Origin of the sequence: Saccharopolyspora sp. NPDC050642 (assembly GCF_040654735.1) — a bacterium.
In the GTDB taxonomy this organism is placed as follows: domain Bacteria; phylum Actinomycetota; class Actinomycetes; order Mycobacteriales; family Pseudonocardiaceae; genus Saccharopolyspora; species Saccharopolyspora elongata.
In genome coordinates this window covers 479,993-506,041 of the sequence record NZ_JBFAIN010000002.1, presented here as the reverse complement: position 1 = coordinate 506,041, position 26,049 = coordinate 479,993, and the positions used below count along the sequence as shown (strand labels likewise).

General features: G+C 71.3%; 22 protein-coding genes. 13 read left to right on the top strand and 9 right to left on the bottom strand.

Features of this window, described 5'->3' with window-relative positions; all coding sequences use genetic code 11:
- Positions 1 to 56: 56 nt before the first annotated feature.
- From AB0H93_RS06110 to AB0H93_RS06095, 4 genes are all read left to right on the top strand, one after another.
- Positions 57 to 1,427, top strand: coding sequence for a helix-turn-helix transcriptional regulator (locus AB0H93_RS06110; protein ID WP_132479391.1), 1,371 nt, complete (start codon positions 57 to 59; stop codon positions 1,425 to 1,427).
- A gap of 46 nt (positions 1,428 to 1,473) precedes the next feature.
- Positions 1,474 to 2,379, top strand: a complete 906-nt coding sequence (locus tag AB0H93_RS06105; RefSeq protein WP_358568112.1) for an aminoglycoside phosphotransferase family protein — start codon at positions 1,474 to 1,476, stop codon at positions 2,377 to 2,379.
- 144 nt (positions 2,380 to 2,523) lie between these two features.
- Positions 2,524 to 2,826, top strand: coding sequence for a hypothetical protein (locus tag AB0H93_RS06100; RefSeq protein ID WP_358568109.1), 303 nt, complete (start codon positions 2,524 to 2,526; stop codon positions 2,824 to 2,826).
- Between the two features lie 300 nt (positions 2,827 to 3,126).
- On the top strand, positions 3,127 to 5,787 hold the full coding sequence (locus tag AB0H93_RS06095) for a hypothetical protein (protein WP_358568106.1): 2,661 nt from the start codon (positions 3,127 to 3,129) through the stop codon (positions 5,785 to 5,787).
- Between the two features lie 101 nt (positions 5,788 to 5,888).
- Here AB0H93_RS06095 and AB0H93_RS06090 read toward each other — a convergent pair whose 3' ends face one another.
- The 3 genes from AB0H93_RS06090 to AB0H93_RS06080 form a co-directional block, all read right to left on the bottom strand.
- Positions 5,889 to 6,425 carry a copper resistance CopC family protein gene (locus tag AB0H93_RS06090; protein ID WP_358568103.1) on the bottom strand — a complete coding sequence of 179 codons (537 nt, stop codon included), beginning with the start codon at positions 6,423 to 6,425 and terminating at the stop codon, positions 5,889 to 5,891.
- Positions 6,422 to 7,177, bottom strand: a complete 756-nt coding sequence (locus AB0H93_RS06085) for a YcnI family protein (RefSeq protein WP_358568100.1) — start codon at positions 7,175 to 7,177, stop codon at positions 6,422 to 6,424. The genes AB0H93_RS06090 and AB0H93_RS06085 overlap by 4 nt, the downstream gene beginning before the upstream one ends.
- Positions 7,178 to 7,250: 73 nt before the next feature.
- On the bottom strand, positions 7,251 to 7,835 hold the full coding sequence (locus tag AB0H93_RS06080) for a hypothetical protein (protein ID WP_358568097.1): 585 nt from the start codon (positions 7,833 to 7,835) through the stop codon (positions 7,251 to 7,253).
- A 252-nt stretch (positions 7,836 to 8,087) separates the two neighbouring features.
- Between AB0H93_RS06080 and AB0H93_RS06075 the strand changes: the two genes are divergently transcribed.
- Genes AB0H93_RS06075 through AB0H93_RS06055 form a run of 5 tightly spaced genes read left to right on the top strand, consistent with a single transcriptional unit; the run spans position 8,088 to position 13,389 of the window.
- Complete coding sequence (locus tag AB0H93_RS06075; RefSeq protein WP_358568094.1) at positions 8,088 to 9,785, top strand: BCCT family transporter; 1,698 nt, start codon at positions 8,088 to 8,090, stop codon at positions 9,783 to 9,785.
- A 5-nt stretch (positions 9,786 to 9,790) separates the two neighbouring features.
- Complete coding sequence (locus AB0H93_RS06070; protein ID WP_093260758.1) at positions 9,791 to 10,438, top strand: ABC transporter permease; 648 nt, start codon at positions 9,791 to 9,793, stop codon at positions 10,436 to 10,438.
- On the top strand, positions 10,431 to 11,615 hold the full coding sequence (locus tag AB0H93_RS06065) for an ATP-binding cassette domain-containing protein (RefSeq protein WP_358568091.1): 1,185 nt from the start codon (positions 10,431 to 10,433) through the stop codon (positions 11,613 to 11,615). Before AB0H93_RS06070 ends, AB0H93_RS06065 begins: the two co-directional genes overlap by 8 nt.
- Positions 11,612 to 12,379: an ABC transporter permease gene (locus AB0H93_RS06060; RefSeq protein WP_358568088.1), complete on the top strand. Its 768-nt coding sequence runs from the start codon at positions 11,612 to 11,614 to the stop codon at positions 12,377 to 12,379. Before AB0H93_RS06065 ends, AB0H93_RS06060 begins: the two co-directional genes overlap by 4 nt.
- Positions 12,376 to 13,389, top strand: a complete 1,014-nt coding sequence (locus AB0H93_RS06055) for a glycine betaine ABC transporter substrate-binding protein (RefSeq protein ID WP_358568085.1) — start codon at positions 12,376 to 12,378, stop codon at positions 13,387 to 13,389. The genes AB0H93_RS06060 and AB0H93_RS06055 overlap by 4 nt, the downstream gene beginning before the upstream one ends.
- A 119-nt stretch (positions 13,390 to 13,508) precedes the next feature.
- Here the strand turns inward: AB0H93_RS06055 and AB0H93_RS06050 are convergent, their stop codons facing one another.
- Positions 13,509 to 14,078, bottom strand: coding sequence for a DUF6474 family protein (locus tag AB0H93_RS06050; RefSeq protein ID WP_358568082.1), 570 nt, complete (start codon positions 14,076 to 14,078; stop codon positions 13,509 to 13,511).
- 169 nt (positions 14,079 to 14,247) lie between these two features.
- Here AB0H93_RS06050 and AB0H93_RS06045 point away from each other — a divergent pair, with 169 nt between their 5' ends.
- Positions 14,248 to 15,876 (top strand): TM0106 family RecB-like putative nuclease, encoded by a 1,629-nt coding sequence (locus AB0H93_RS06045; protein ID WP_358568079.1) that lies wholly within the window; start codon positions 14,248 to 14,250, stop codon positions 15,874 to 15,876.
- Between the two features lie 166 nt (positions 15,877 to 16,042).
- Entirely contained in the window at positions 16,043 to 17,791 is a 1,749-nt protein-coding gene (locus tag AB0H93_RS06040; protein WP_358568076.1) for an N-acetylmuramoyl-L-alanine amidase, read from the top strand.
- A gap of 102 nt (positions 17,792 to 17,893) precedes the next feature.
- Here AB0H93_RS06040 and AB0H93_RS06035 read toward each other — a convergent pair whose 3' ends face one another.
- From AB0H93_RS06035 to AB0H93_RS06020, 4 genes are all read right to left on the bottom strand, one after another.
- Positions 17,894 to 18,928 carry an NAD(P)-dependent alcohol dehydrogenase gene (locus AB0H93_RS06035; RefSeq protein WP_358568073.1) on the bottom strand — a complete coding sequence of 345 codons (1,035 nt, stop codon included), beginning with the start codon at positions 18,926 to 18,928 and terminating at the stop codon, positions 17,894 to 17,896.
- A gap of 160 nt (positions 18,929 to 19,088) precedes the next feature.
- Positions 19,089 to 19,847, bottom strand: a complete 759-nt coding sequence (locus tag AB0H93_RS06030) for an SDR family NAD(P)-dependent oxidoreductase (protein WP_358317518.1) — start codon at positions 19,845 to 19,847, stop codon at positions 19,089 to 19,091.
- A gap of 104 nt (positions 19,848 to 19,951) precedes the next feature.
- Positions 19,952 to 20,074 carry a hypothetical protein gene (locus tag AB0H93_RS06025; RefSeq protein WP_358568070.1) on the bottom strand — a complete coding sequence of 41 codons (123 nt, stop codon included), beginning with the start codon at positions 20,072 to 20,074 and terminating at the stop codon, positions 19,952 to 19,954.
- Between the two features lie 237 nt (positions 20,075 to 20,311).
- Positions 20,312 to 21,274: an aldo/keto reductase gene (locus AB0H93_RS06020; RefSeq protein WP_132479359.1), complete on the bottom strand. Its 963-nt coding sequence runs from the start codon at positions 21,272 to 21,274 to the stop codon at positions 20,312 to 20,314.
- Positions 21,275 to 21,431: 157 nt separating this feature from the next.
- Here AB0H93_RS06020 and AB0H93_RS06015 point away from each other — a divergent pair, with 157 nt between their 5' ends.
- Together AB0H93_RS06015 and AB0H93_RS06010 are read left to right on the top strand one after the other, a co-directional pair.
- On the top strand, positions 21,432 to 22,742 hold the full coding sequence (locus AB0H93_RS06015; RefSeq protein WP_358568493.1) for a UDP-glucose/GDP-mannose dehydrogenase family protein: 1,311 nt from the start codon (positions 21,432 to 21,434) through the stop codon (positions 22,740 to 22,742).
- Positions 22,743 to 22,988: 246 nt separating this feature from the next.
- Entirely contained in the window at positions 22,989 to 24,791 is a 1,803-nt protein-coding gene (locus tag AB0H93_RS06010; protein WP_358568067.1) for a gamma-glutamyltransferase family protein, read from the top strand.
- A gap of 101 nt (positions 24,792 to 24,892) precedes the next feature.
- Here the strand turns inward: AB0H93_RS06010 and AB0H93_RS06005 are convergent, their stop codons facing one another.
- Entirely contained in the window at positions 24,893 to 26,038 is a 1,146-nt protein-coding gene (locus AB0H93_RS06005; RefSeq protein ID WP_358568064.1) for a glycerate kinase, read from the bottom strand.
- Positions 26,039 to 26,049: the final 11 nt, after the last annotated feature.

Genomic DNA, 26,049 nt, shown 5'->3' with positions numbered 1-26,049 from the left:
TGCAGCAGTGCCCTTACTCTGCGACCAACGCCCGAGCAGAGCGTCAGGGGGTCTAAATGAACATCATCGGTTCTGGCGGCTCTCCCGTTACACCCGACGTTTGGAACGAGCGGGAAATGCGGGATGCACTGGCCCGGCGGGACGTCAGTGAGATCTACCGGCAGCTTCGCCGGCACGGCGTTTCGCAGCGACAGATTGCAGCCTCGACGGGGCAGTCGCAATCCGAGGTGTCCGAGATCCTCAAGGGGCGGCAGGTCATGGCTTATGACGTGCTCGCCCGGATCGCCGACGGGCTGGGTATCCCGCGGGGCTACATGGGCCTCGCGTACGACGGGGCGACCGCGATGCGGGTCGCGAAGGCGACCAACGCCCCCGACGCTGAGGAGGACGAGTCGGTGAAGCGCAGGAAGTTCCTGTCCCACGCCGCGGCGGTGACGATGGGCGCCGCGGTCTTCGGCACCGAAACCAGTTCCTGGTTGCCGGCCAACGCCCAGACCCCGGCGCCGACCCGGATCGGCATGACCGACGTGCAGCAGATCCACGCCGCCACCAAGGCCTTGCGTGACCTCGACTACCGATACGGCGGCGGAACCTGCCGGGACGCCGTGGTGGCCCAGCTGTCCTGGGCGCAGCAGCTGCTCGAGTCCAGCGCCGCCGAACCCGTGCGCAAGCAGCTCTTCGTGGCGCTGGCGGACATGCACAGCCTGGCCGGCTGGACCTCGTTCGACGTGGGCCTGCTCGACCCCGCCCGCGGTCACTTCGGCAAGGCGCTGGAGTTCGCGAAGCAGGCCGAGGACGACGGCCTGGTGGCCAGCGTGCTGTACCGGATGGGCCGCGTCTACCTGCACTACGAGGAGCCCAACGAGGCGCTGAAGCTGTTCCAGCTGGGCCAGATCGCCGCGCAGGACTCCGGTTCCGCGCTGACCGTGGCCGTGCTGTGCGCCAACGAGGCCTGGGCCTACGGCATGCTGAACAAGCCGGACCAGGTGCAGAAGATGGTCGGCCGCACCAAGGACGAGTTCGCCCGCGCCCGCGCCGACGAGGCGCCCGACTGGGTGCGCTTCTTCACCGAGAACGACCTGCACGGCATGATCGGCTCCGCGCACGACGCGCTGTCGGTGTTCGACCCCAAGAAGCACGCGTCGATCGCCGTCGCCGAGACCATCAAGTGCAACGAGGCCTACGGCGCGGACATGGCGCGCACCCACGTCTTCGGCCTCAGCCTGCAGGCCACCAACCACATCCGGGCCGGCGACCTGCAGGAGGGCGTCAAGGTCGGGCGGCGGGCGCTGGAGCACGGCGAGCGGGTCAAGTCCCAGCGCGTCGCCGACCGGCTCAAGCCGCTGGAGCTCGAAGCGAGCAAGCACCGGATGAATTCCGACGTACGGGACCTGTTCGAGGCCGTCCGGCGGTTCCGCCGGGTGTGAGCTCGGCGCGCCGGGGCAGCGGTGCCGTCGGTCCGAAACGATGAGCATGAAGACACAACCACTGGAACAGGGTCGGTGCATCCCGCCGGAGCTGGAGCTGGCACTGACCGAGATCTGCGCCGCCGTCGGCCTCGACCCGACCGCCGCGCGATTGCTCCGAATCGTCAACAACGGGGTTTTCCTGCTTCGGGACCACCGTGTGGTCGTCCGCGTCGTGCTTTCCCCGTCGTTCACCTATCGAGCCTTCAACGCCGTGGAAGCCGCGCGCTGGCTGGCCGCGCACGGGGTTCCCGCCGTGCGCCTGCTGCCGGGTCTTGAGCAGCCGGTCCAGGTGGGCGAACACCTGGCGACCTTCTGGGAGTACGTGCCCGAGACCGGGCCGATGCCCGGCGGCGCCGACCTCGGCGAGCTGTTGCGCCAGATGCACTCGAAACCGCCGTCCCCGACGTTCCTGGACTGGCAGCCGATGGCCGACATCCGGCGCCGGCTGACCGACGCGGTGGACATCGATCCGGCCGATCACCGGTTCCTCGCGCAGCGCTGCGACGTGTTGGAAGAGCGCCTGGCGGAGCTGCGGTTCCCGCTGGCGCGCAGCGTCATCCACGCGGACGCGCACCTCGGCAACGTGATCGGCGGCGCGGACGGGCCGCTGCTGTGCGACCTGGATTCGTTGTGCATGGGCCCGCCGGAGTGGGATCTGACGCCGATCGCGGTGGGGCGGCTGCGGATGGGGCACCCGCCGGGCTGGCACGACGACCTGGCCAGGGCCTACGGATTCGACATCACGCGCTGGGAAGGCTTTCCGGTGCTGCGCGAACTGCGCGAGCTGAAGATCACCACCGGGGTGCTCCCGATCCTGCGCAGCAATCCCGGGGTTCGCGAGCAACTGCACCAGCGGTTGCGCACGATCAGGGACGGAGATCTCTTCACGCAATGGGTGCCGTACAGCTGATCCGGTCGATTGCTAGGCCGAACGGGCGATGTTGGGTCGATCGCCGCATTCGTTGGGCAATTTCTGCTGACGAGCGTTCGGTGGAAGGGGTAAACCATACGGGCGAACTGCTGCATCGGTGCGTTGCTACGGGACGGGCTGTCGATGAGGATCGCGAAGTTCTTGCCGCGGCTGCCGCGTTGGCGCCGTGCGCACGCGTTGTGCGCTGCGCAGGTGCTCGACGAAGTGGTGGACAGCCAGGCCGGCTCGCTGCCCCGGTTGCCCGAAGACCTCCGACGCCGGCACGCCGATCACCTCGCGGAGCTCGTCCTGCTGGCCCAGGCCTATCGCCATTACGCCGCGGGCTGGATCACCCGGCAGGAGCTGGAGCGCTGCGGCCGGATCGCGGTGCAGCGGCTGGAAGGCGACTGCTGCGTCCCGCTCGTGCAGCTCGCCGATGGTGAATGACCACTCGGCGACGGGCGCGTCATCGGCGGGCCCGTCGGGTGTCTGCGCGCCGACGTGCCGGTTGAACTGGGGGTTCGACGATCGGCGTGGGCCGGTTCGGTCGGGGCGAATTCGACGTTTTCCCTGGTAGTAGTCGTTTTTTCCGGCATCGCGAGCCGGTAGTGCCCGCGGTGCCGGTGTTTCTTGTCCGAGTGCGGGCGAATTCGCTCGGGCGTGATCGCTGATTTTTGCACTGTCCGCTCGCGCACGCGAGCGGGACTTCGTGGTGCGTGCGTTTTTTCCGGAATTGTTGGATTGGAGATGGTTTTGTGCGGTCCGGATGTCCGGTCGGAGCGGCTGGGGGAATTGCTGGACGAGGATCCGCTGCTGCGGCTCTACTGCGTGGCGGCGGCCGGGACCGGCGAGCACCGGGCGGTGGGAGAGCTGTCCGCGGCGCGGAACGCGATCCCCCTGGGTGAGTTGGCGCGCTGGGAGTTCCCCGGCGATGTGCTGTGGTTGAAGCGGATCGTGGCCGGCCGGCCGCCGGGCTGGACGGCGCCGGAGCACCTCGCCGAGTTCGTGGTCCGGCCGCTGCTGATCACGTTCCGCGGGCTGCTGGCGCGGGGTTTCCTGCCGGCCGGCGAGCTCGGCGTCGAGCTGGACTCGGCGGCGGCGGCCACCGGGCGCATCGTGCTCGGCGGGATCCGCCGCGCGCGGTCCGCGGTGCCTGGCGTTGTCACCGCGCTGGACGAGCAGTTGGACGAGCTGGCGGCCGCGTGCGTGCTCATCAGCGTCGACGAGCAGGACCGGGTCCGGGCCGCCTTCGACCGCGTCATCGCGCAGGAACTGCGCCACTTGGCCGAGTCGACCGCGGCCGCGTTCGCCGGTGACCACCCGTGGCTCCGCTTCGTGCACGTCGTCGCGGCGGGGCAGCACGAGATCCTCAGCCGGGTCGTCCGGCTGGTCCGGGCGCGCAGCGCGCGGTGCCGGAACGAGCCGGGCCTGCCGCGCCCGCTGGTCGCCGTGGACCTCGACTTCTGCGCCTTGCACCCGAAGCACCGGGTCGGCGAGGCGTTGCGCCGGTTGGGCGAAGCGCACGGCATCGACGAGTTCGCCGCCCCGGCGCAGCTCGACGTGCTGCCCGGGCTGTACCGGCCGGGCTGGCGCCCGTTCCTGGCGGCGAACGGGCTGCCGGCGCGGTATCCCGAACTCGATTGGGACGCGTTGTACGCCGAGTACCGCCAGAACATCGCGTGGCACCGGGAAGCCCTGCTGACCGACGAACCGGCGCCGGGCCTGGTGGAATTCGTCCGGGACCTGGAACAGGCCGGTGCCCGGGTCGTCTGGTTGACCGGTCGCCGCCACCGGATGCGGGCCGCCACCGAAGAGGTGCTGAGCCGCCACGGACTCGACCACCTCGACCTGCGCACCACCGATGACGGGCCGGTCGCGGGGCAGAAGGTCGCGGCCCTGCTCGACATGCCGGAGCACGAGCTCGTCGCCGCCTTCGACGACTCGGCCGACAATCGCGAAGCGCTGCGGGCGGCGTTCCCCGCCGCCTCGGTGGTGGCCGCACGTCCGCCCGGGTTCACTGTGGACGGTGGAGACCAAACTCGTTGCGGGATAAGGGCGTTCGAGTCGCTCCCGCAGCCGGTTCCATTGGGGCGCGGGCACTCGGCCGACGCACCGCAGCTGTCGCACGTGACGTCGCTGAGCAGGCTGCGGATCGGGGATCTCAGCACCCGCCCCACGATCTGGTCGCACGGCGTGGAACTGACCGCGGAGGAGCAGTCGCGGATCGTCGAGTCGCTGGTCGCGGCCGCGGTGGCCGACGGGCGGCGGCTCGGCCGCGAGGTCGGTGCTCGCGCCGATCCGGCGGCGATCTGCCGCGCGGTGTGGCGGGTCGTGACGGCGAAGCCGTTCGGCGCGTCCAGGACGGCGTATCCGCCCGAGGCGGCCGAACGGGACATGCTCGCCTCGATCGAGGCCGGTGAGCGCATCCCGTTCGTCGTGGTGGGGCCGTCGCTGAAGCAGGACGGCTCCCGGCTGAAGGCGCTCGGCGGGCTGCCCGATCTCGCCGAGCTGGCCATGCTGATCCGGTTGCGGCAGCTCGACGAGGCCGTCCGGCAGATCCACCCGCCGGGCATCGCGGTGCGGGCGCTCACCGATGCCAGCCACTTCAGGTTCCGGGAGCCGGACCGCTACGCGGGCTACCACCGGGAGCTGGTCGCGCAGGTGGAAAGCGCGGGGCTGCGGGACGTGGTCGCGGTCGAGGACTTCGACGACGCCGCCGACGCGCATCCGCGGTGCGGCGACCGCACACAGCGGCCGGAGCTGCTGGCGAAGCACCGCGACCGGTACGCCACGGCGTTCGCCGGGCTGGACGTCCGCCGCGATCCGCGGGCGGCGCTGGGGGAAGCCGACGCCCGGGATCCGGCCGGGCCGGGGCGGCCGCGGTTCGCCGAGCTGTTCCGCTCCGTGCTGCAGGCCGTCGACGTCCCCTGCCCCGGCGGCGATCCGTTCGCGTGGTCGCAGCGGATCTACGCGAATCCCTTCGACCTGACCGATCCGGCGGTGCCGGCCGAGGTCCGCCGGGCGCGCGGCGACCTGCTGGCGACGGCATGGCGGGAAACGATCACGTACCTGGCGAACAAGCACGTCGACGAGGAGCTCGACTACTCGGTGCTGTGGCGGGAGGGCTGCGTGCGGATGAGCCTGTCCATCCGCCCGGCGGCGGGCCGGCTGCGGTTCGTCCCGCTCGGCGGCGCCGGGGTGATGCCGTGGCACGGCACGGCCGCGCTCAACGACCTCTGCGAGGTGTCGGTCGACTACGCGATTTCGCTGGTGGACCAGGGTTTCGTGCCGGTGTGCGCGGCGCGGGAGAGCGCCCAGCCGTGGTTCATGGTCCAGGCCCGGGCCGTGGACCGCGCCGGGACGCTCGACCCGGCGGTCTTCGACCGCATCCGGCTGCGCAGCAAGTGACCGGTCGCCTCGCGCAGGAGAGGCCAGGTGCTCGACCGACCCGGTGTGAAAACGAGGGCGCCCCCGGCCGAGAGGCTCGGCCGGGGGCGCCCCTTCTTGCGTCAGTTCTTCGGCTTGCCCAGGCGCAGGGCGAGGACCAGGCCGAGGGCGACCACGACCACCGCGCCCACGATCCACGGCCAGATCGGCATGCCGCCGGACTCCGCCGACTCCGCCTGCTGGCCGGGCTGGTCAGCGTTCTGCGGGGCCGGTGCCGGCGTGCCCTTGCCCGGCGCGGTCAGCGTGAAGGTGACCTTGCCGGGCACCGGGTGGCCGTCGTTGGACAGCACCCGGTAGCCGACCGTGTAGACACCCGCCGGGCCGAGCTCGCGGACCGGTGCGACGACCGAGTTGCCCTCGACCAGAACCTCCCCGTCGGTCCAGTACGCGCCGTCCGGGCCGACCACGTTGACCGTGTTGTAGCCCTCGCCGGTGCGCACCGGCTGGTCGAAGGTCAACCGGACCTCACGGGGCCCGGTGGCCAGCTGCGCGCCTTCCGGCGGGTCGCTGCTGACCAGCACGTTGTGCGCGAGCGCCGTGCCCGCGCCGCCGAGCAGCGCGGCCAGCGCCAGCACCGCGATCGCCATCAACCGCTTCACGACTCGTCCTTCCCGGATTCCTGCTGCTTCGCAGCCTGTCCGGCGTTCCGGCTGCGCGCGAGGGCACCGGCCCCCACGCCCAGGCCGAGCGCGCCGACCAGGAGTCCGGCGCCGCCCAGCCAGCGGGCCGTGTCGTCACCGGCGCCGACGGCCTGTTCGCCGGCCTCCTGGCCGTGCGAGCTCCCGCCGTGCGAGTGCCCCTCCTCGGCCTCCTCGACCAGCTTGAGCGTCGGGGCCGGGTGCTCCGGCTCCTCGCCGTTCGGCGGCGTCGGAGCGTCCCAGTTCACGACCTCGCCGTTGTCGTAGGTCTGGGTGGTGGGCAGCAGCAGCTCGTCGGTGTTGGTCGGCAGGGCGCCGAGCGTCGCCTCGAACTCGTTGAACTCGTTCGGCCCGATCCGGTTGCCCGGCTGCGCGGTCCACGTGATGCTGCGCACAGTCTCGGTGACCTGCGCGCCCGCCACCTCGACCGGCGCGATCGCGACCCGCTCCACCTCGACGGTCCAGCCCGGCATCGGCTTGGTGCGCACCGAGCTCAGCGGGTACTGCTCCGGCAGGTTCACCTTGACCTGCACGGTTCCGGCGTTCGGCCGCTCGTTCGGGACGCGGAAGGCGACCTTGGCGTAGCCGCCCTTGGCCGCCTCGCCGGGCTGTGCGGAAACGTGCGCGGACGCCGTGCCTGCGCCAATTAGCGCAACAATCCCGCAAGCAGCGGTCAGCGCCGCGGATCGAACCGCGGATCGATTTGTCGACATGTTCACTTGAATCTCCTGCGTTTCGAGCTATTCGCGCGCGCGGATACGCGACGAAATGACGAAAGAGCAACGATCAGGTGGCGAATTCCACGTGATCGCCGCCGGCGGCAGGAGATTCCGGCGGCCCGCGACGGGCATGAATGCGCTGGTAGATCAGCTGCGCCAGAGTACGCACCGTGACCACCGTGACGCACACCGTGCGCGGCTGCGCAACCACCGTTAGTGGGGTAGACCTGCGGGGCAGGATGGATCCGAGGAGGCGCGCGACTACGAAGAGTGCCCGCTCGGCGCGGGCCATCACGAGCCCGGTCAGCAGCACCACGACGGCGTGCCCGAGCGTCATGACCAGCGGCGAGAACCGCATCCCGGGGTGCCCTGGGCCGTCCTGGTGTGACGCCACGAGCTGGAGAAATACGTGAAGTGCCAGCTGGCTGGCGCTCAAGGCCCCTAGAATGCCCCACGACCCGCGCTTGCGATCAGCGAGTGCCACACCGGCACCGGCCAACAGGCCGGTGATCACCAAGGTTGTGCCCGGATCGGGTAACGACCCCCCGGCGGCCGCATGTGCGGCCACGGACAGTGACGCCGACGTGGTGGCCAAACCGGCACCGCGCAGGACGCGCAACGCGCCCTGCGTAGGTCTGATTCCGGCTGCCACGGCAGCCAAGTCTAGGTGTCGGTTCGGCCACGCTGACCGCAGGTGAGCTTGCCTTGTTCACCCGATTGGGTCACGGTTTACGGGTTGCAGACGGTCCGGAGCTACCAGCTGCACATTTGCCGGCCACTTAGTTCCAGATCGTCGTAACTGACGACGGAGAGGAGGGGGCGTCGCCGAAAGTCGGCGCCGAAACCTGTGTCGACCGAAACAAAACAAAGTGGTGAGCCCACCGAGGGCCACCATACAACTGGATTGACAGGAAGCCCCGAGTTCCTCGGGAAACCGCGCACGGACTGGGTCGTGTTCGGAGTCACCGCGGCCATCATGTTCGCCGTGGTGCTCTGGGGTGCGGTGGGCACCGACTCGCTGAGCACCGCGTCGAAGGCGGCACTGAACTGGCTGCTGACCAACACGGGCTGGGGCTTCGTGCTCGCGGCCACCGCGTTCGTCATCTTCGCCCTGTACCTGGCCTTCAGTAAGTTCGGCCGGATCCCGCTCGGCAAGGACGGGGAGCAGCCGGAGTTCCGGACGATCTCCTGGATCGCCATGATGTTCAGCGCCGGTATGGGCATCGGTTTGATGTTCTTCGGCGTTAGCGAGCCGCTGGGTCACTTCGTCGATCCGCCACCGGGGACGTCCCCCGCGGAGAGCGAAGAGGCCATCAAGACGGCCATGGCCACCTCGCTGTTCCACTGGACGCTGCACCCGTGGGCGATCTACGCCGTGGCGGGTCTGGCGATCGCCTACAGCACCTTCCGCCGCGGGCGCCGCCAGACGATCAGCGCCGTGTTCCTGCCGCTGATCGGCAAGCGCAACTCCGAGGGCCCGCTCGGCAAGGTGATCGACATCCTCGCGCTGTTCGCGACGCTGTTCGGTTCCGCAGCCTCGCTGGGCATCGGCACCCTGCAGATCCGCAGCGGTCTGGAGAGCGCGGGCTGGCTGGCCAAGGACTCGGCCGGCAGCACCGTCCTGGTGGCGATCATCGTCGTCCTGACGGTGTGCTTCATCCTGTCCGCGGTATCGGGCGTGGAGAAGGGCATCCAGTGGCTGTCCAACATCAACATGGTGTTGGCCGGCGTGCTGGCGCTGTTCGTGTTCGTCGTCGGCCCGACGGTGTTCATCCTCGACCTGCTGCCCACCTCGGTGGGGTCCTACATCAGCGAGTTCGGCGAGATGGCCTCGCGCGCCGGCGCCACCGGCGGCGACGAGATGCAGAGCTGGCTGGCCAGCTGGACGATCTTCTACTGGGCGTGGTGGATCTCGTGGACGCCCTTCGTGGGCATGTTCATCGCCCGCATCAGCCGCGGCCGCACCATCCGGCAGTTCGTGGCCGGCGTGCTGCTGGTGCCCAGCGGCGTGAGCCTCGTCTGGTTCGCGATCTTCGGCGGCGCCGCGATCGACGCCCAGAAGGCGGGTGCCAACGTCTACGGCGAGGGCTCCGCGGAGGCGCAGACCTTCGACGTGCTGGGGACCATGCCGTGGGCGACGGTCACCTCGGTGCTGGTGATGGTCCTGGTGGCGATCTTCTTCGTCTCCGGTGCCGACGCCGCGTCGATCGTGATGGGCACGCTGTCCCAGCGGGGCGCCATCGAGCCGAGCAAGTGGGTGGTGGTCTTCTGGGGTGCCGCGACCGGTGCCGTGGCCGCGATCATGCTGGTCATCGGCAGCGCAGGCGGTGATGAGGAGAAGGCGCTGGACGGCATCCAGAACCTGACCTTCATCGGAGCACTGCCCTTCGCCATCGTCATGGTGTTCATGTGCGTGGCCCTGCTCAAGGACCTGCGCAGCGACGACGTGACGCTGCGCGACGCCAAGGGCGCCGAAGTGCTGGAGCAGGCGGTCATCGCCGGCACCGAGGAGCACGACGGCGAGTTCCAGTTGGTGACCACGCCGGCCGAGGCCGACGAAAGCGAGGCCACCGCGACGGCACCTGCCGGCGGAAAAGAGTAAGAAGCGTGAACTTCCTGGACTACGTCGCATCCAGGTGGCAATCGCTGCTGGTGGATTCCTACCAGCACGCCAGCATGGTGGTGCAGTGCATCGTGCTGGCGACGATCGTCGGCGTCCTGGTCGGGGTTGCGGTCTACCGCAGCCCCGCCGGGGCGGCGATCGCCACCGCTCTCTCGAGCGCGATCCTGACCATCCCGTCGTTCGCCCTGTTCGGCCTGCTCATCCCCGTGCTGGGGCTGGGCGTGGCGCCGTCGGTGGTGACGCTGGTGCTGTACGCGCTGCTGCCGATCATCCGCAACACCATCGTCGGGTTGTCTACAGTCGACCAGCCGATCTTGGACGCGGCCCGCGGCATCGGCATGAGCCGGTTCGGCGTGCTGACCCGCGTCGAGCTGCGGCTGGCCTGGCCCGCGATCCTCGCGGGCATGCGGGTTAGCACCCAGATGCTGATGGGCATCGCCGCCATCGCGGCCTACGCCAAAGGCCCCGGCCTGGGCAACCTGATCTTCAGCGGCCTGAGCCAGCTGGGCGGCGCGAACGCGCTGAACATGGCCATCGCCGGCACCGTCGGCGTGATCATCCTGGCGCTGCTGCTGGACGCCCTCTTCGTGCTGTTCGGGCGGTTGACGACATCGAGAGGTATTCGTGGCTGACGACAAGAACACCCCCGCCGGCGGGCACGGCGTCGAAATCCGCCTGGAAGAGGTCTCCAAGCGCTACCCCGGGCAGAAGCTGTCCGCGGTGGAGTCGGTGACCATGACCATCCCGGCCGGCGAGACCGTGGTGCTGGTCGGACCGTCCGGCAGCGGCAAGACCACCACCATGCGGATGATCAACCGGCTGATCGAGCCGACGGCCGGCAAGATCACCATCGGTGGGCAGGACGTCCTCGGCCTCGACCCGGACAAGCTGCGCCGCGAGATCGGCTACTCGATCCAGCAGGCCGGCCTGTTCCCGCACCTGACCGTCGGCGAGAACGTCGGCGTGGTGCCCGGCCTGGTCGGCTGGGACAAGAAGCGCATCCGCGAGCGGGTCGACGAGATGCTCGACCTGGTCAACCTCGACCCGGGCGAGTTCCGCGACCGCTACCCGCGGCAGCTCTCCGGCGGTCAGCAGCAGCGCGTCGGCGTGGCGCGGGCGCTGGCGGCCAACCCGCCGGTGCTGCTGATGGACGAGCCCTTCGGAGCCGTGGACCCGATCACCCGCGGGGTCCTGCAGGACGAGCTGATGCGCCTGCAGGCGGAGCTGGGCAAGACGATCGTGTTCGTGACGCACGACTTCGACGAGGCGGTCAAGCTCGGCGACCGGATCGCGGTGCTGGGCGATCGCTCCAAGATCCTGCAGTACGACACGCCGGAGGCCATCCTGGCCAACCCGGCGGACGACACCGTGGCCGGCTTCGTCGGCGCCGGTGCCGCGCTCAAGCAGCTCACCCTGAGGCGGGTCCGCGAGATCGAGGTGGGCCAGGTGCCGACGGCGACCATCGACGAGTCGCCCGCGGTGCTGAAGGAGCGCCTGGGCACCCGCCGCGGCGCGATCGGCCTGGTGCTGGACAAGCGCAACCGCCCGCTGCGCTGGGCGACCGCCCGCGAGGCCGGCGCCGTGTCCACGCTGGACCGCGCCGGGCGGCCGGTGGAGGACAGCGTGGCGCTGGCCTCGACGTTGCAGGACGCGCTGGAGGCGATCCTCACCGACGACGACGGCGTCGCGGTGGTCACCGGCTCCCGCGGCGAGTACGTCGGCGTGGTCGACATCGACACGGTGATGAACACGATCAAGGCGCTGCGCGAGGAGCACGCCGACGACGAACCGACCGAGGACCAGTCATGAGCAGCCAGTTCGCTTCGGACTCCGGGTCCCGCAGGGCGGAGCGGCTGCGGCTGCTGGCGCAGCCGATCGCGGTCGTGGCGCTGGTCGCCGGGGTGCTGGGCTGGGCGTTCAGCCAGGACAACGACGAGGTGACCGCGCGCAGCGTCAACTCGACCACGATCCTCAGCCTGACCTGGACGCACTTCCTGCTCAGCCTTGCGGTCGCGGTGATCGTCGTCGTGGTGGCGGTGCCGCTGGGCGTGGTGCTCAGCCGCAGCTGGGCGCGGCGGGCGGTGCCGCTGGTCATCGGCCTGGCCAACATCGGTCAGGCCGCGCCCTCGGTGGGTCTGCTGGTGCTGTTCTTCCTGATCACCGGCGGCACGACCGGGTTCTGGATCGCGGTGCTGCCGATCGCCTTCTACGCGCTGCTCCCGGTGCTGCGCAACACCATCGTCGGCCTGCAGCAGGTCGATCCCTCGCTGATCGACGCGGGCCGCGGCATCGGCATGTCGGCGACGGGCGTGCTGGCGCGCATCGAGCTGCCGCTGGCGGTGCCCTACATCCTGGCGGGCCTGCGCACCGCGCTGGTCCTGGCCGTCGGCACCGCGACGCTGGCGCTGTTCGTCGGCGCCGGCGGGCTCGGCGAGATGATCAACACCGGGTACAAGCTGAACGACTGGACCGTCATGGTCGTCGGCGCGGTGCTGGCGATGTCGCTGGCGCTGCTGGTCGACTGGCTGGGCGCGCTGGCCGAGACGTACCTGTCGCCGAGGGGGTTGCGATGAACCGGAAGATGTCGCGCCGCGGCGCGTTCAAGCTGGCCTCGGTGGCGGTGACCGGCGTGCTGCTGACCGGCTGCGGGCTCAGCTCCGGCGGCTCGGTGCCGCTCGCGGTGGAGCCGGGCACCATCCGGCCGGTGCCGGAGCTGCAGGGCGTCACGATCACCGTCGGCTCCAAGGACTTCACGGAGCAGCTGGTGCTCGGCTACATCGCCGAGTTCGCGCTGTCCGCGGCCGGCGCCGACGTCCGCGACCTGACCAGCATCGTCGGCTCGGCCAGCGCCCGGAAGGCGCTGGAGAGCAGCCAGATCGACATCCTGTGGGACTACACCGGATCGTCCTGGATCAGCTACAACGGCAACACCGACCCGATCCCGGACGCCCGCGCCCAGTACGAGGCCGTCAAGAAGCTGGACTTGGAGCGCAACGGCGTCGCCTGGACGGCGATCACCTACAACGTGGACAACACGTACGCGTTCGCGGTCAACCAGGACGCGGCGCAGCGGCTGGGCGTGGAGAAGCTCTCCGAGCTCCCGAAGATCATCGCGGAGAAGCCGGACGAGGCCTCGTTCTGCGTGGACACCGAGTTCGCCAGCCGCAACGACGGCATGCCCGGGGTGGAGGAGGAGTACGGCTTCACCGCGGACCGGTCGAAGGTGAAGGTGCTGACCGAGGGCAGCATCTACCAGGCCACCCAGAACGGGACCTGCACCTTCGGCGAGGTGTTCACCACCGACGGGCGGATCCAGGCGCTGAACCTGAAGGTCCTGGCGGACGACCGGCAGTTCTTCCCCAGGTACAACCTCGGCATCACGACCCGCGACGAGCTCCTCAAGCGCTATCCGCAGATCACGTCGGTCTTCGAGCAGGTGTCGGAGAAGCTGACGAACGCGGAACTGCTGAAGATGAACGCCCAGGTGGACGTCAACGGCCGGGACCCGGCGGACGTGGCGAGGGAGTGGATGGTCCAGCAGGGCCTGGTGAAGCTCCCCGGCGGAGAAGCCGCAGGCCGCTGACCTGCCGCCTCCGGCCCCACCCCGCCGAGGACCACAGTTTCAATTGAAACTGTGGTCCTCGGCGTTCCGTCCACAGTTTCAATTGAAACTGTGGACGAACCCGCAGAGGTGGGCGTGTGTTACTTGGTGTGGCGGGTGGCGACGCCGAAGCGGCTGAGCAGGTCGTCCTCGATCCGCCCGAGCTCCGCGTCGACCGCGCGGTGCGCGGACTTCCGCCGCTGCGCGGGCATCCGCTCCGCGGCCCGCACGGCGCTCGTCAGCTGCGCCAGCCGCGTCGCCGTCCGCTCCGCGTACTGCTCCGCGACGGCCGCCTCCTCGCCGCTCGCCGACTGCTCGCGGAGCTCGCGCAGCGCTTCGCCGTCGCCGGCGATCCGCGCGTGCAGCGCCGCGCCCCGGCCGGTGAAGCTGCCCAGCTGGTCCACCGGCACGCCGAGCCGATGCGCGCGCATCCGCTCGTAGCGCTCGCGCGCCACCGACGCCGCGTGGATCGCGAACGGCGCGATCACCGGGCCGACCACCTTGGCCACTCCGATGATCTTCTTGGCGTTGCCCGGGGTGATGCGCCCGTGCTCGCCCTTCACGATCGCCTTGGCGGCCTTCTTGTCCGCCTTCTTCGCCGCCTTGACGGCCTTGCGGGAGCCTCTCGTGCCCGTCTTCCGGACCCCGCGTCCGGTCGTGCGCTTCCTCACCGCGGCCGACACCTCCCCGTCCTGCGCTGGCGTTGCGATCACCTTAAGACCGGACCTCGGGCGGCACGACATCGAGCCGCGCCCGTTCGGGCACGGTGGGTAGTCGCCTCGGAGGCGTGTCACCGGGGTGATGGGCGCGTCTGTCGGAGCGACGGCATACGCTTCACACGTGAAGGAGAAGGTGCTGCTCGACGCGGGCGTCGTAACACGGTGCCGTCGACGCGTGCACCTCGAGAACGATCCGGCGCAGGACGAACCGCCCGCGCAGATGGATCTGGGCATCGAGCAGCGCATCGCCGATGCCGCGGAACACCGCCGGTACGTCGCGAAACTGCTGGGCAACGCGTTCGGCGAGGACTGGGTGGAGATCCCGCGCGGGGCCGCGGCCGGTCGCGAGGAGCTGACGCTCGCCGCGATGCGCGCCGGCACGCCCTACATCTCCGCCGCCCAGCTGCCCGCCGACCCCGTCGGCGGCCGCCGCGGTTCGGTCGACCTGCTGGTGCGCAGCGGCGACGGTTACGTTCCGGTGCTGGTGGTGCGCCACAAGATCACCGATCCGGGCAGCGGTGCCCGGGTGTCGCCGATCGACCGGCCGGTGCCGGGGGCCGCCCGGATCGACCAGGGCCGCAAGGTGCGGGCGCAGCCCCGCGACCAGTTGCGCCTGGCGCACGCCCTGCGGCTGCTGGAGGCGTGCGGGATGAGCGCGGCGCCGAACCTCGGCGGCGTGATCGGCGTCGAGGCCGACGTGGTGGTCTGGCACTACCTGGACGTGCCGAACTGGCCCGGCGGCCGCACCGCGATCGCCGAGTACGAGGCGCGGTTCGCCGATCGCCTGGCGGTGGCCTCGGCGGCCGCCGCGGAGGCGGAGCCGCTCGCGCTGCCTTCGCGGATCAACGAGTGCAAGGGCTGCCCGTGGTGGCCGACCTGCGAGTCCCAGCTGCGCGAGGGCCGGGACGTCAGCCTGGTGGTGCGCGGCGAGGACGCGGTGGCGCTGCGCGAGGTCGGCGTGTCCACAGTGGATGAACTGGCCGCGATGCCGCTTTCGGAGGCGGAATCGCTGCCGCTGACCGGGGTCCGCAACACCGACGCGATCCTGCTCGCCAAGGCGTGGCTGCGGAACCTGCCGCTGGTGCGGCGCGTCCGCGACCTGTCCGTGCCGCGCGCGGACGTGGAAGTCGACGTGGACATGGAGAGCTACGCCGACGCCGGGGCCTACCTGTGGGGCTGCTGGCTGTCCGGTGCGGACATCGGCGAGGAGCCCGGTTACCGGGCGTTCGTCAGCTGGGAGCCGCTGCCGTCCGACGACGAGGCGCGGTCGTTCGCGGAGTTCTGGACGTGGTTCTGCTCGGTGCGCCGCCGCGCGTACGAGCGGGGCCTGAGCTTCCGCGCCTACTGCTACAACGAGCTCGCGGAGAACCGCTGGATGCTCGCCTCGGCCGAGCGGTTCGCCGGCAAGCCGGGCGTGCCATCGGTGGCCGAGGTGCGCGAGTTCATCGGCTCGGCCGAGTGGGTCGACCTGTTCGCGTCGGTGCGGGAGCAGTTCCTGTGCCCGAACGGCAAGGGCCTGAAGGTGATCGCGCCGAGCGCCGGGTTCGGCTGGCGGGACGCGGAGGCCAGCGGCGAGAACTCGATGCGCTGGTACCGCGACGCGGTGGGCCTCGGCGGCGGCGTGCAGGTCCTGTCCCAGCGCGACCGGATCCTCGACTACAACGAGGACGACGTCCGGGCGACCTGGACGATCCGCCGCTGGATGACCTCCGAAGCATCCAACGAGATCCCCTACGCCGCCGACCTCTGACGGCTGTGCCGGCCGTCCGGCGCGGCGAGCGGTGATCTCCGCTCGCCGCGGGAAGTCGACACGATCAGTGACCATTGTGGACTAGCTTTTTCATCCGATCGGGTTAATATCTCCGTGGTCGCCGCTTCCCCCGCGACCGTTCGTGATCGTTCGGTAAGGGAGTAGCGTGATCCGTCGATGTCTTGCTGCGCTGATCGTGGTCCTGTCCGCGGGTGTCGCAGCGCCGTCCGCGACCGCCGAGCCGCCGTCGAAGAAGGTGTCCGTCGACCGCGTGCCGCTCGCCGACGCCGCGCCTGAGGTCCCCGGCAAGGGACGGGAAATCCGCCGGTCGAAGCCGTTCGCGATGGCCGCCCTGCGGTGGAACGGCAAGAACCCGGACCTCGTCGAGGTGCAGGCGCAGCACCTCGACGGCACCTGGGGCGAGTGGCTGCGGCTGCCCGCGGTGGACGGGCAGGACCGCGGCCGACCAGGCAAGGACCAGGCGAGCGAAGCGGCCTGGCTCGGCGACTCGACCGCGATCCGGGTGCGCGCCGAATCCGACGGCGCCCCGGTCGACGCGAAAGCCGTGTCCGTGCTGCTGATCGACCCCGGGACCGCGCAGGCCGCGAGCACCGCCGCGAAGCCCACCGCGATCAGCCGCGCCGAATGGGGCGCCGACGAGTCGCTGCGCACCCAGTGCTTCCAGCAGCAGGGCGTCGGCGTCGAGTACGGCGACACGGTCAAGGCCGCGATCGTCCACCACACCGCGGGCAGCAACGACTACACCGCGGCCGACTCCGCGCGCATCGTGCGCGGCATCTACGCCTACCACGCGAGCGAACTGCAGTGGTGCGACATCGGCTACAACGTGCTGGTCGACAAGTTCGGGCAGGTCTTCGAAGGGCGCTACGGCGGCCTGGAACTCCCGGTGTGGGGCGCGCACGCGCAGGGCTTCAACAAGGACACGGTCGGCGTGTCGATGCTCGGCGAGTTCACCTCGGTGGCGCCCAGCGCGACGCAGCTCGAATCCGTGGCGCAGGTCCTGGCGTGGAAGCTCGCCGGCAACTACCGCGACCCGCTCGGCGAGGTCACGATGGTGTCCGGCTACGGGGGATCGTCCGCGAAGTACCCGCTCGGGACCGCGGTGACCCTGCCGATGATCCACGGCCACCGCGACGTCGGCTACACCGAATGCCCCGGCGACCTGGCCTACCAGGAACTCCCGGCGCTGCGGCAGCGGGTGGCCGAGCTGATGGGCGACTGGACCGCGGGCGCGATCTACCAGAAGTGGCAGGCCGCCGGCGCCGACGCGGGCCCGCTGGGCGGCGCCTACGAGCTGGAGCAGGATGCCGCCGACGGCGGGCGCCAGACCACGTTCGCGCGCGGAGCCAAGTCCGCGTACTGGTCCCCGGCCACCGAGGCGTCGCTGATCGAGGGCATGATCCGGGACAAGTGGCGCGAGCACGGCGCGGAGGCCGGGGCGCTGGGCTACCCGCGCACCGACGAACTGTCCACACCGGACGGTTCCGGTCGCTACAACCACTTCGCCGGTGCCGACGGTTCCATCTACTGGACGCCGTGGACCGGGGCGCACGAGATCCGGGGCCTCATCAAGGCGAAGTGGGCGCAGCTCGGGTGGGAGAACGGCCCGCTGGGCTACCCGCGCACCGATGAGCTGGGCACGCCCGACGGGGTGGGGCGCTACAACCACTTCGACCGGTCGAACGGCTCGGTCTACTGGACGCCGGGCACCGGCGCGCACGAGATCCGCGGGGCGATCAAGGACCGCTGGGCGCAGCTGGGTTGGGAGCGGTCGTACCTGGGCTACCCGACCAGCGACGAGTACGCGGTCCCGGGCGGGCGCCGCAGCGACTTCCAGCACGGCTACGTCGTCTGGGACGCCGCGACCGGCAACGTCACCGACCGGCCGTACTGACGCGCAACGCGCACGGGTGCCCCGAACCGAAACCGGTTCGGGGCACCCGGCTTTTCCGCTCGCGCTCGCCCACGATCGGATCGGTTGATGCGGGTCCCAGGGCTACGGGACGATGACCGCCCGGCCCTTGATCTGGCCGTGGTGGAAGCGCTCGTAGACCTCCGGCGTCTCGTCGAGGCCGAAGGTCTCCACGTGCGCCCGCAGCGCGCCCTGCCGCGCCAGGTCGAAGACCTCGATCAGCTCCGCGCGGGAGCCCCAGTACGGCGACGCCACCGAAACCTCGTGCGGGAGCAGGCCGAAACCGACCGGCAGCGGCGCTCCGGCGATCCCGACGATGGTGATGTCGCCTTCCACCGCGACCGACTGCGCCGCGATCTGCACCGTCGGCGCGATGCCGACGAAGTCCAGCACCACGTCCGCGCCCAACCCGCCGGTCAGCTCGCGCACGCGCTGCGCCGCGTTCTCGTCCGAGCGGGCCACGTCGTGCGCGCCGACCTCGCGGGCCAGCGCCAGCTTGTCGTCGGCCACGTCCAGCGCGATCACCCGCGCCCCGGTGGTGGCGCGCAGGATCTGCACCGCGAGGTGCCCGAGGCCGCCGGCGCCGATGACCACCGCGGTGCTGCCGCCGACCAGCTTCGGCAGCGATCGCTTGATCGCGTGGTACGGGGTGAGCCCGGCGTCGGTCAGCGGCGCGGCCTGCACCGGGTCCAGCCCGTCCAGCGGGACCAGGTGCCGGACGTCGTCCACCAGCAGGTACTCGGCCATCGCGCCGGGACTGCCGAGGCCGGGCGGGCGGATGCCCAGCTCTGCGGCGCGGGTGCAGTAGTTCTCCTTGCCCTGCGCGCACTTCCAGCACACCCCGCAGCCCCACGGCCCGTACACCGCGACGGAGTCGCCCTCGGCGACGCCCCGCACGCCCGCCCCGAGCCCGGCGACGGTGCCGACGCCTTCGTGCCCGAGGGTGAGCGGCAGCTCGAACGGCAGCTTGTCGGCGGGCCAGCTCATCACCCCGATGTCGGAGTGGCACATCCCGGCGGCGGTCACCTTCAGCAGCACCTGCCCGGGACCCGGCTCGGGTTTCGGGACCTCGACGACCACCGGCGCCGCCCCGACCTGCTGGTACTGCACGGCTTTCATGCCCCCGCCCATGATCGAGCTCCCTTCGGCGTTCACCTGAACCGGTGCTCATCCTCCGGCGGATCGCTTTCCGACGCACCTCTCGGCAGCGCAACGGGTCGTGAGTGCTTTTGGCCGCCATGGCAACCAAAAGCACTCACGACCCCGAAAGCCCTGGTCGTTACCGCGGCGCCATCCGAAGGGCGCCGTCCATCCGGATGACCTCGCCGTTGAGGTAGTCGTGCTCGACGATGTCCAGCGCGAGCTTCGCGAAGTCCTCCGGCGTGGCCAGCCGCTTCGGGAACGGCACGCTCTCGGCCAGCCCGGTGCGGAACTCCTCGCTGATGGTCGCCAGCATCGGCGTGTCCACGATGCCCGGCGCGATGGTCATCACGCGGATGCCCGACGACGCCAGGTCGCGCGCGGCCGGCAGCGTCAGGCTCGCCACGCCGCCCTTGGACGCCGAGTACGCGGCCTGGCCGATCTGCCCGTCGAAGGCGGCGACGGAGGCGGTGTTGATCACCACGCCGCGCTGGCCGTGCTCGCCGGGTTCGGTCTGGCCGATCGCCGCGGCGGCCAGCCGCAGCACGTTGAAGGTGCCGATCAGGTTGACCTCGATGACCTTGCGGAACAGGTCGAAGTCGTGCGGGCCCTTGCGGCCGACGATCCGCGCCGACGGCCCGATGCCCGCGCAGTTCACCACGATCCGCAGCGGAACCCCGGCACCGGCCGCCTGGTCGACGGCGGTCTGCACCTGGTCCGCGTCGGTGACGTCGGCGGCCGTGTAGGTGACCCCGTCAACGACCGGCGCGTTGGCCACCGAGTCCGGCAAGTCCACCGCGAAGACCTGCGCGCCGCGCGACGCGAGCGCTCGTGCGGTGGCCGCGCCAAGGCCGGAAGCCCCGCCGGTGACGATCGCCGCGGTGTCGGTGATCAGCATCTGCTCGTTCCTTTGCGTTCGTTGCTGGTGTCCAGGCATGTCTAACACCTGGGAACGGTCGTGCCCAGCACCTGACGCGGAACGGACAGGCGGCGAACCCGCGCTCAGTGATGGCGGCGTACCCGTCGTTGCGAACTCATCTCGACGAACGCCAGCAGCGCGACCAGCGGCAGCGCGGCCAGCAACGCGAGGCCGGCGAACAGTGTGGCGATCCCGATCAGCTCCATGTTCAGAGCCTGGTCCGCTGGCCGGGGCCGCCGCGTCTGCCACCGGTGCGATTCTCGGGTCCGTCCGAGCGAAAGGCCGATCACCGACGGTGCTCGGAAGACCCGCGAAGCCGTGGCTGAAGCGCGATTCCGCGAGGAATCGGCGTTCACCCGGTGGCGGCCGGCTTCTCTCGAAATCGTCCACCACCTGCGGAAACGAAGGCGGTGGTGACGGAGCGCCACCACCGTCGTCTGGGCCTAGCGCTCGGTGGGCGGGCAGATCGCGTCGATGGCGTCCAGATCGGCCTGGGTGGGGCGCCAGGCGCCCGCCACCGCGTTCGCCTGCACCTGCTCCGGCGTGGTGGCGCCGGTGATCACCGAGCCCACCACCTCCTGCGCCGCCAGCCAGCCGACCGCCACCGCGGTCATCGGGATGCCGCGCTCCTCCGCGAAGGCGCGCAGCTGCTCGATGCGCTCCCACGGAGCGTCGGCGAGCATCTGATTCCGGTTCGCCAGCCGGCTGCCCTCCGGCGGCTCCTGGTCCTGCCGGTACTTGCCGGTGAGCAGCCCGTTGGCCAGCGGGAAGTACGGGATGATCCCGACGCCGAACCGCTTGCAGGCCGGCACGACCTCGCGTTCGGCCTCCCGTGCGAGCAGCGAGTAGTGGTTCTGCGCCGACACCGGCGCGGCCAGCCCGGCCGAGGACGCCGTCCACGACGTGTCGGCGAGCTCCCAGCCCGCGAGGTTGCAGTGCCCGACGTAGCGGATCTTGCCCTCGCGCACCAGGTCGTCCAGCACCGAGAGGGTCTCGTCGATCGGCGTCAGCCGGTCCGGCCGGTGCAGCTGGTACAGGTCGATCCAGTCGGTGCCCAGCCGCCGCAGCGACGACTCGACGGCGCGCCGCACGTAGCGGCGGGAACCGCGCGCCGCGAAGTCGGGCCCGTTGCCGCCCTGCATGTCCATGCCGAACTTGGTGGCGATGATCGCGTGCTCGCGGCGGCCGGACAGGGCCTGCCCGAGCAGCTCCTCGCTGCGCCCGCGGGGCGAGCCGTACACGTCGGCCACGTCGAAGAAGGTGATCCCGGCGTCGAGCGCGGCGTCCACCACGGCTCGAACGCCGGACAGGGATTCGGTGGCCGTGCCGGGGCGGCCGAGGTTGTTGCAACCCAGACCGACCGCGCTGACCACCAGACCGGACTCGCCCAAACGTCGCTGCTCCACGGCCGGTGAGCCTAAACGCCGGTTCACCGGCACGTCACGCAGGACGTACGGCGCGTGAACGTTTGGCGATGCAGGTTCCGCTGTGCGGGCGATGTGCCACGATGCCCAAGGGGGCCACGACCGAACGGTCGTGCGAGGTGAAGGGGGTGTGGGGACTGTGTTCGCCCGTCGAATCGTCGTTGTTGGCACCGGGTACGTCGGCTTGACGACCGGCGCGTGCCTGGCGTCGCTGGGGCACCGGGTGGTGTGCAGCGACGTGAACGCCGCGAAGGTCGAGCAGCTCTCCCGCGGCGAGGTGCGGATCCACGAGCCCGGGCTGGCCGAGCTGGTGCAGGAGGGCATCGCGGCCGGGCGGCTGGAGTTCGTGGTCGGTTCGGCGGCCGCCGTCGCCGAGGCCGAGGTGGTCTTCCTGTGCGTGCCGACGCCGATGGGGGCCGGCGGCAAGGCGGACCTGGCCGTGGTGGAGGCGGTGGCGCACGAGGTGCGCGAGCTGCTGCCCGCGGGATGCGTGCTGGTCACGAAGTCGACGGTGCCGGTGGGCACGTCGGCGCGGCTGCGCGAGCTGGTCGGCCGCGAGGACGTCGCGGTGGTCAGCAACCCGGAGTTCCTGCGCGAGGGCTCGGCGGTGCACGACTTCCTGAACCCGGACCGCATCGTGGTCGGCTCGGACACCCAGGACGCGGCCGAGCGGGTGGCCGCCCTGTACGCGCGGCTCGGCGCCCCGACGGTGCTCACGGACGCGGCGAGCGCGGAGATGGTGAAGTACGCGGCGAACTGCTTCCTGGCGACCAAGCTCTCGTACGTGAACGCGATCGCGGAGCTCTGCGAGCGGCTGGGCGCGGACATCTCGGACGTCACCGAGGGAATGGGCTACGACCGCCGGATCGGGCAGTCGTTCCTGCAGCCGGGGCCGGGCTGGGGCGGCTCGTGCCTGCCGAAGGACACCGCGGCGCTGCTGCAGGTGGCGGAGGCCGTCGACTTCGAATTCCCGCTGCTGCAGGCGACGATCTCGTCCAACACCCGGCAGCGCGAGCGGATGGTGGCGAAGGTCGCCGACGCCTGCGGCGGCTCCCTCGACGGGGTGCGGCTCGGGCTGCTGGGCCTGACGTTCAAGGCCGGCACCGACGACCTGCGCGACTCCCCGGCGCTGGAAGTGGCCCGGCTGCTGGCCGAGCGCGGCGCGGAGCTGGTCGCCTACGACCCGGGGCTGCGCGGCGACGAGCCGGCGCTGCCGCCGGAGGTGGAGCTGGTGGACGACCCGTACCAGGCGGCGAAGGAAGCCGCGGCGCTGGTGCTGCTGACGGAGTGGCAGGAGTTCCGGACGCTGGACTGGAACCGCGTGGCCGAGGTACTGCGCGGCCCGGTGGTGGTCGACACCCGGAACCACCTCGACCCGGACGTCCTGCGCCGCGCGGGCCTGTCCTGGCGAGGCGTCGGCCGAACCCCGGTCGCGGGCACGCCCGCCTGAGAGCTTCCCGATTTCGGGCGTCGGTCCAGAACGGTGCGCGGGCACGTGAGGGCGTGGCCGGCTGAGGCGTAGAGCGCCGGTGTCGCGCGAAACCGCCACTTCACGCGGGCCATCCTGAAACGACATCCCACGCGAAATTGGGAGCCCTCCTGCCCGGCTCGGGACTCGGGCGGCTGGTGCTGGGCGCAGGGGACGTCCTCGCTTCACTATCGCTCGGACGGGTGGCGTCCGCCTAAGGTGGTTGACGTGTTTACGACTCGCCCGGAACTCGCCGGCACGCACGGGATGGTCGCCTCCACGCACTGGCTCGCCTCCGCGGCGGGCATGGCGGTGCTGGAGGACGACGGGAACGCCTTCGACGCCGCGGTCGCCGCCGGGTTCGTCCTGCAGGTCGTGGAACCCCACCTCAACGGCCCGGGCGGCGAGGTTCCCGCGCTGTTCACCACCGCCGACGACCCGCGCCCCCGCGCGCTCTGCGGCCAGGGCCCGGCGCCCGCCGCGGCGACCATCGGCCACTACCGCGACGAGCTCGGCCTAGACCTGGTGCCCGGCACCGGATTCCTGGCCACCACCGTGCCGGGTGCCTGGGACGGCTGGCTGCTGTTGCTGCGCGATCACGGCACCAAGCCGCTGCGCGACGTGCTGAAGTACGCCATCGGCTACGCCCGCGACGGGTTCCCGATCGTGGAGCGGATCAGCACGACCATCGACACCGTCCGCGCGATGTTCACCGAGCACTGGCCCAGCTCGGCCCAGCTCTGGCTGACCGACGGCGCCGCGCCGAAGCCCGGCAGCGTGCTCAAGAACCCGGTGCTGGCCGACACGTGGGAGCGGCTGCTGGCCGAGGGCGAGGCGGCCGGGCCCGGCCGCGAGGTGCAGATCGACGCGGCCCGCCGCGCCTGGTCGCAAGGCTTCGTCGCCGAGGCGGTCGAGAAGTTCGTGCGCACGCCGCACCGGGACAACTCCGGGCGGGACCACGCGGGCGTCATCACCGCGCAGGACATGGCCGAGTTCGAGGCGGGCTACGAAACCCCGCTGACCGTCGACCTCCCCGGCGACTGGACCCTGGCGAAGTTCGGCATCTGGTCCCAGGGCCCCGCGCTGGCGCAGCAGCTGCGCCTCCTGGAGGGCGACCGGATCAACTACGTCGACGGCGTCGCCGACGCGGACACCGTGCACCTCGCGGTCGAGGCCGCCAAGCTCGCCTTCGCCGACCGCGAGGCCTGGTACGGCGACTCCGCCGACCCCGGCGTCCTCGCCGACCTGGTGTCCCGCGACTACGCCGCGGCCCGCCGAGCGCTGATCGGCGAACGCGCTTCGCTGGAGCTGCGCCCCGGCTCGCCGGGCGGTCGCGACGCGATCCTGGCCGCGCACGTCGCCGAGGGGCGCGGCGTGGACGGCGAGAAGGACCCGAGCGGCGTCGGCATCGGCGAGCCCACGGTGTCGCCGACCGGCGAAAGCCGCGGCGACACGGTGCACATCGACGTGGTCGACCGGTGGGGCAACCTGATCTCGGCGACGCCGTCCGGCGGTTGGCTGCAGTCCTCGCCGACCATCCCCGAGCTGGGCTTCTGCCTCGGCAGCCGGGCGCAGATGTTCTGGCTGGACGAGGGCCTGCCGAACTCGCTGGCGCCGGGCAAACGGCCCCGGATCACGCTGAGCCCGTCGCTGGCGCTGCGCGGCGGCGTGCCGACCATGGCCTTCGGCACCCCGGGCGGCGACCAGCAGGACCAGTGGCAGCTGTGCTTCTGGCTGGCGCACGTCCACGGTGGACTGAACCTGCAGGCGGCGATCGACGCGCCGGCCTGGCACACCGGCGCGTTCCCGGGCTCGTTCTACCCGCGCGCCTGGGAACCCGGCCGGGTCGTCGCGGAGTCGCGGCTCGGCGCCGAAACCCTCGCCGAGCTCCGCCGCCGCGGCCACGACGTGCTCGACGCCGGGCCGTGGGCGCTCGGCCGCCTGTCGGCGGTCTCGCGGGACCCGGACTCCGGCCTGCTGCGCGCGGCGGCGAACGCCCGCGGGGCCCAGGGCTACGCCGCAGGCCGCTGACCGGTTGACGCACCAGGGGATCCGCAGTTTCCATTGAAACTGCGGATCCGGTTTCAGTTGGAAATTGCGGCCCGGGGAAGGTGGCGTGCCGATCGGCCGCGTCAGGCCGCTCGTAAGGTGCGGCCGACGAGGAGCATGCGGAGGGTTCGGGCGGTGGCGTCCGCGATGAGCTCCGGGGCGCGGGTGATCGCGTCCGCCAGGTCCACCGGTTCCGTCAGGATGCCGGTGATCGCGTCGATCCCGTGGTCGTAGCTGGCGTCCGCGCCGGGGCCGATCGTGCCGCACAGCGCGATCACCGGCTTGCCGTGCCGCTTCGCCCGCCGCGCCACCTCGGTCGGGATCTTGCCGAGCGCGGTGGACGCGTCGATCGCGCCCTCGGCCGTGATCACCAGGTCGGCGGCCCGCAGCCGCTGGTCCAGGTCGCTGCTTTCGAGGAACACGTCGAACCGCGAGGCCAGCCGCGCACCGAGCACTCCCGCCAGCCCGGCGCCGAGCCCGCCCGAGGCGCCGCCGCCGGGCAGGTCGGTGAACCGGGTTCCGCTGTGCCGGCGCAGGACTTCCGCCCAGACCTGCATCGCGGCGGCGAGCTGCTCGACGCGCTCCGGCGCGGCGCCCTTCTGCGGCCCGTAGCGGCGCGCGACGCCGTCCGGCCCGCACAGCACGTTCGTCGGGTTCACCGCGACCACGAGCTCCACTTCGGACAGTCGCGGGTCCAGTCCGGTCGCGTCGAGCCGCCGGGCGCGGACCAGTTCCGCGCCGCCGTCGCGGATCTCCGTCCCGTCGGCGTCCAGCACGCGAACGCCGAGCGCCCGCAGCGCACCGGCACCGCCGTCGCAGGTCCCGGAGTCGCCGCAGCCGATGACGATCTTCTTCACGCCCGCGTCGAGCGCGGCGGCGATCAGCTCGCCGACGCCGCGGCTGGTCGTCGCGCCGGGATCGCGCCGGCCCGGCGGCACCAGGGAAAGCCCGGCGGCGGCGGCCATTTCCACGAAGCCGGTGTCGCCGAGCAGCGCGAAGTGCGACTCCACCGGTTCGCCGACCGGGCCGGTGGCGGTGACCGGCACCAGCTCGCCGTCGGTCGACCGGGCCAGCAGCCGCGCCGATCCCTCGCCGCCGTCGATCAGCGGGATGGTGTCGATGGCCGCGGCGGGCACCACCCGGCGGATGCCGGCGCGGATCCCGTCGGCGACGGCCTCGGCGTCCAGGCACTCCTTGAACCCGCTCGGGGCGACGGCGAAGCGCAGCATGATGTTCTCCT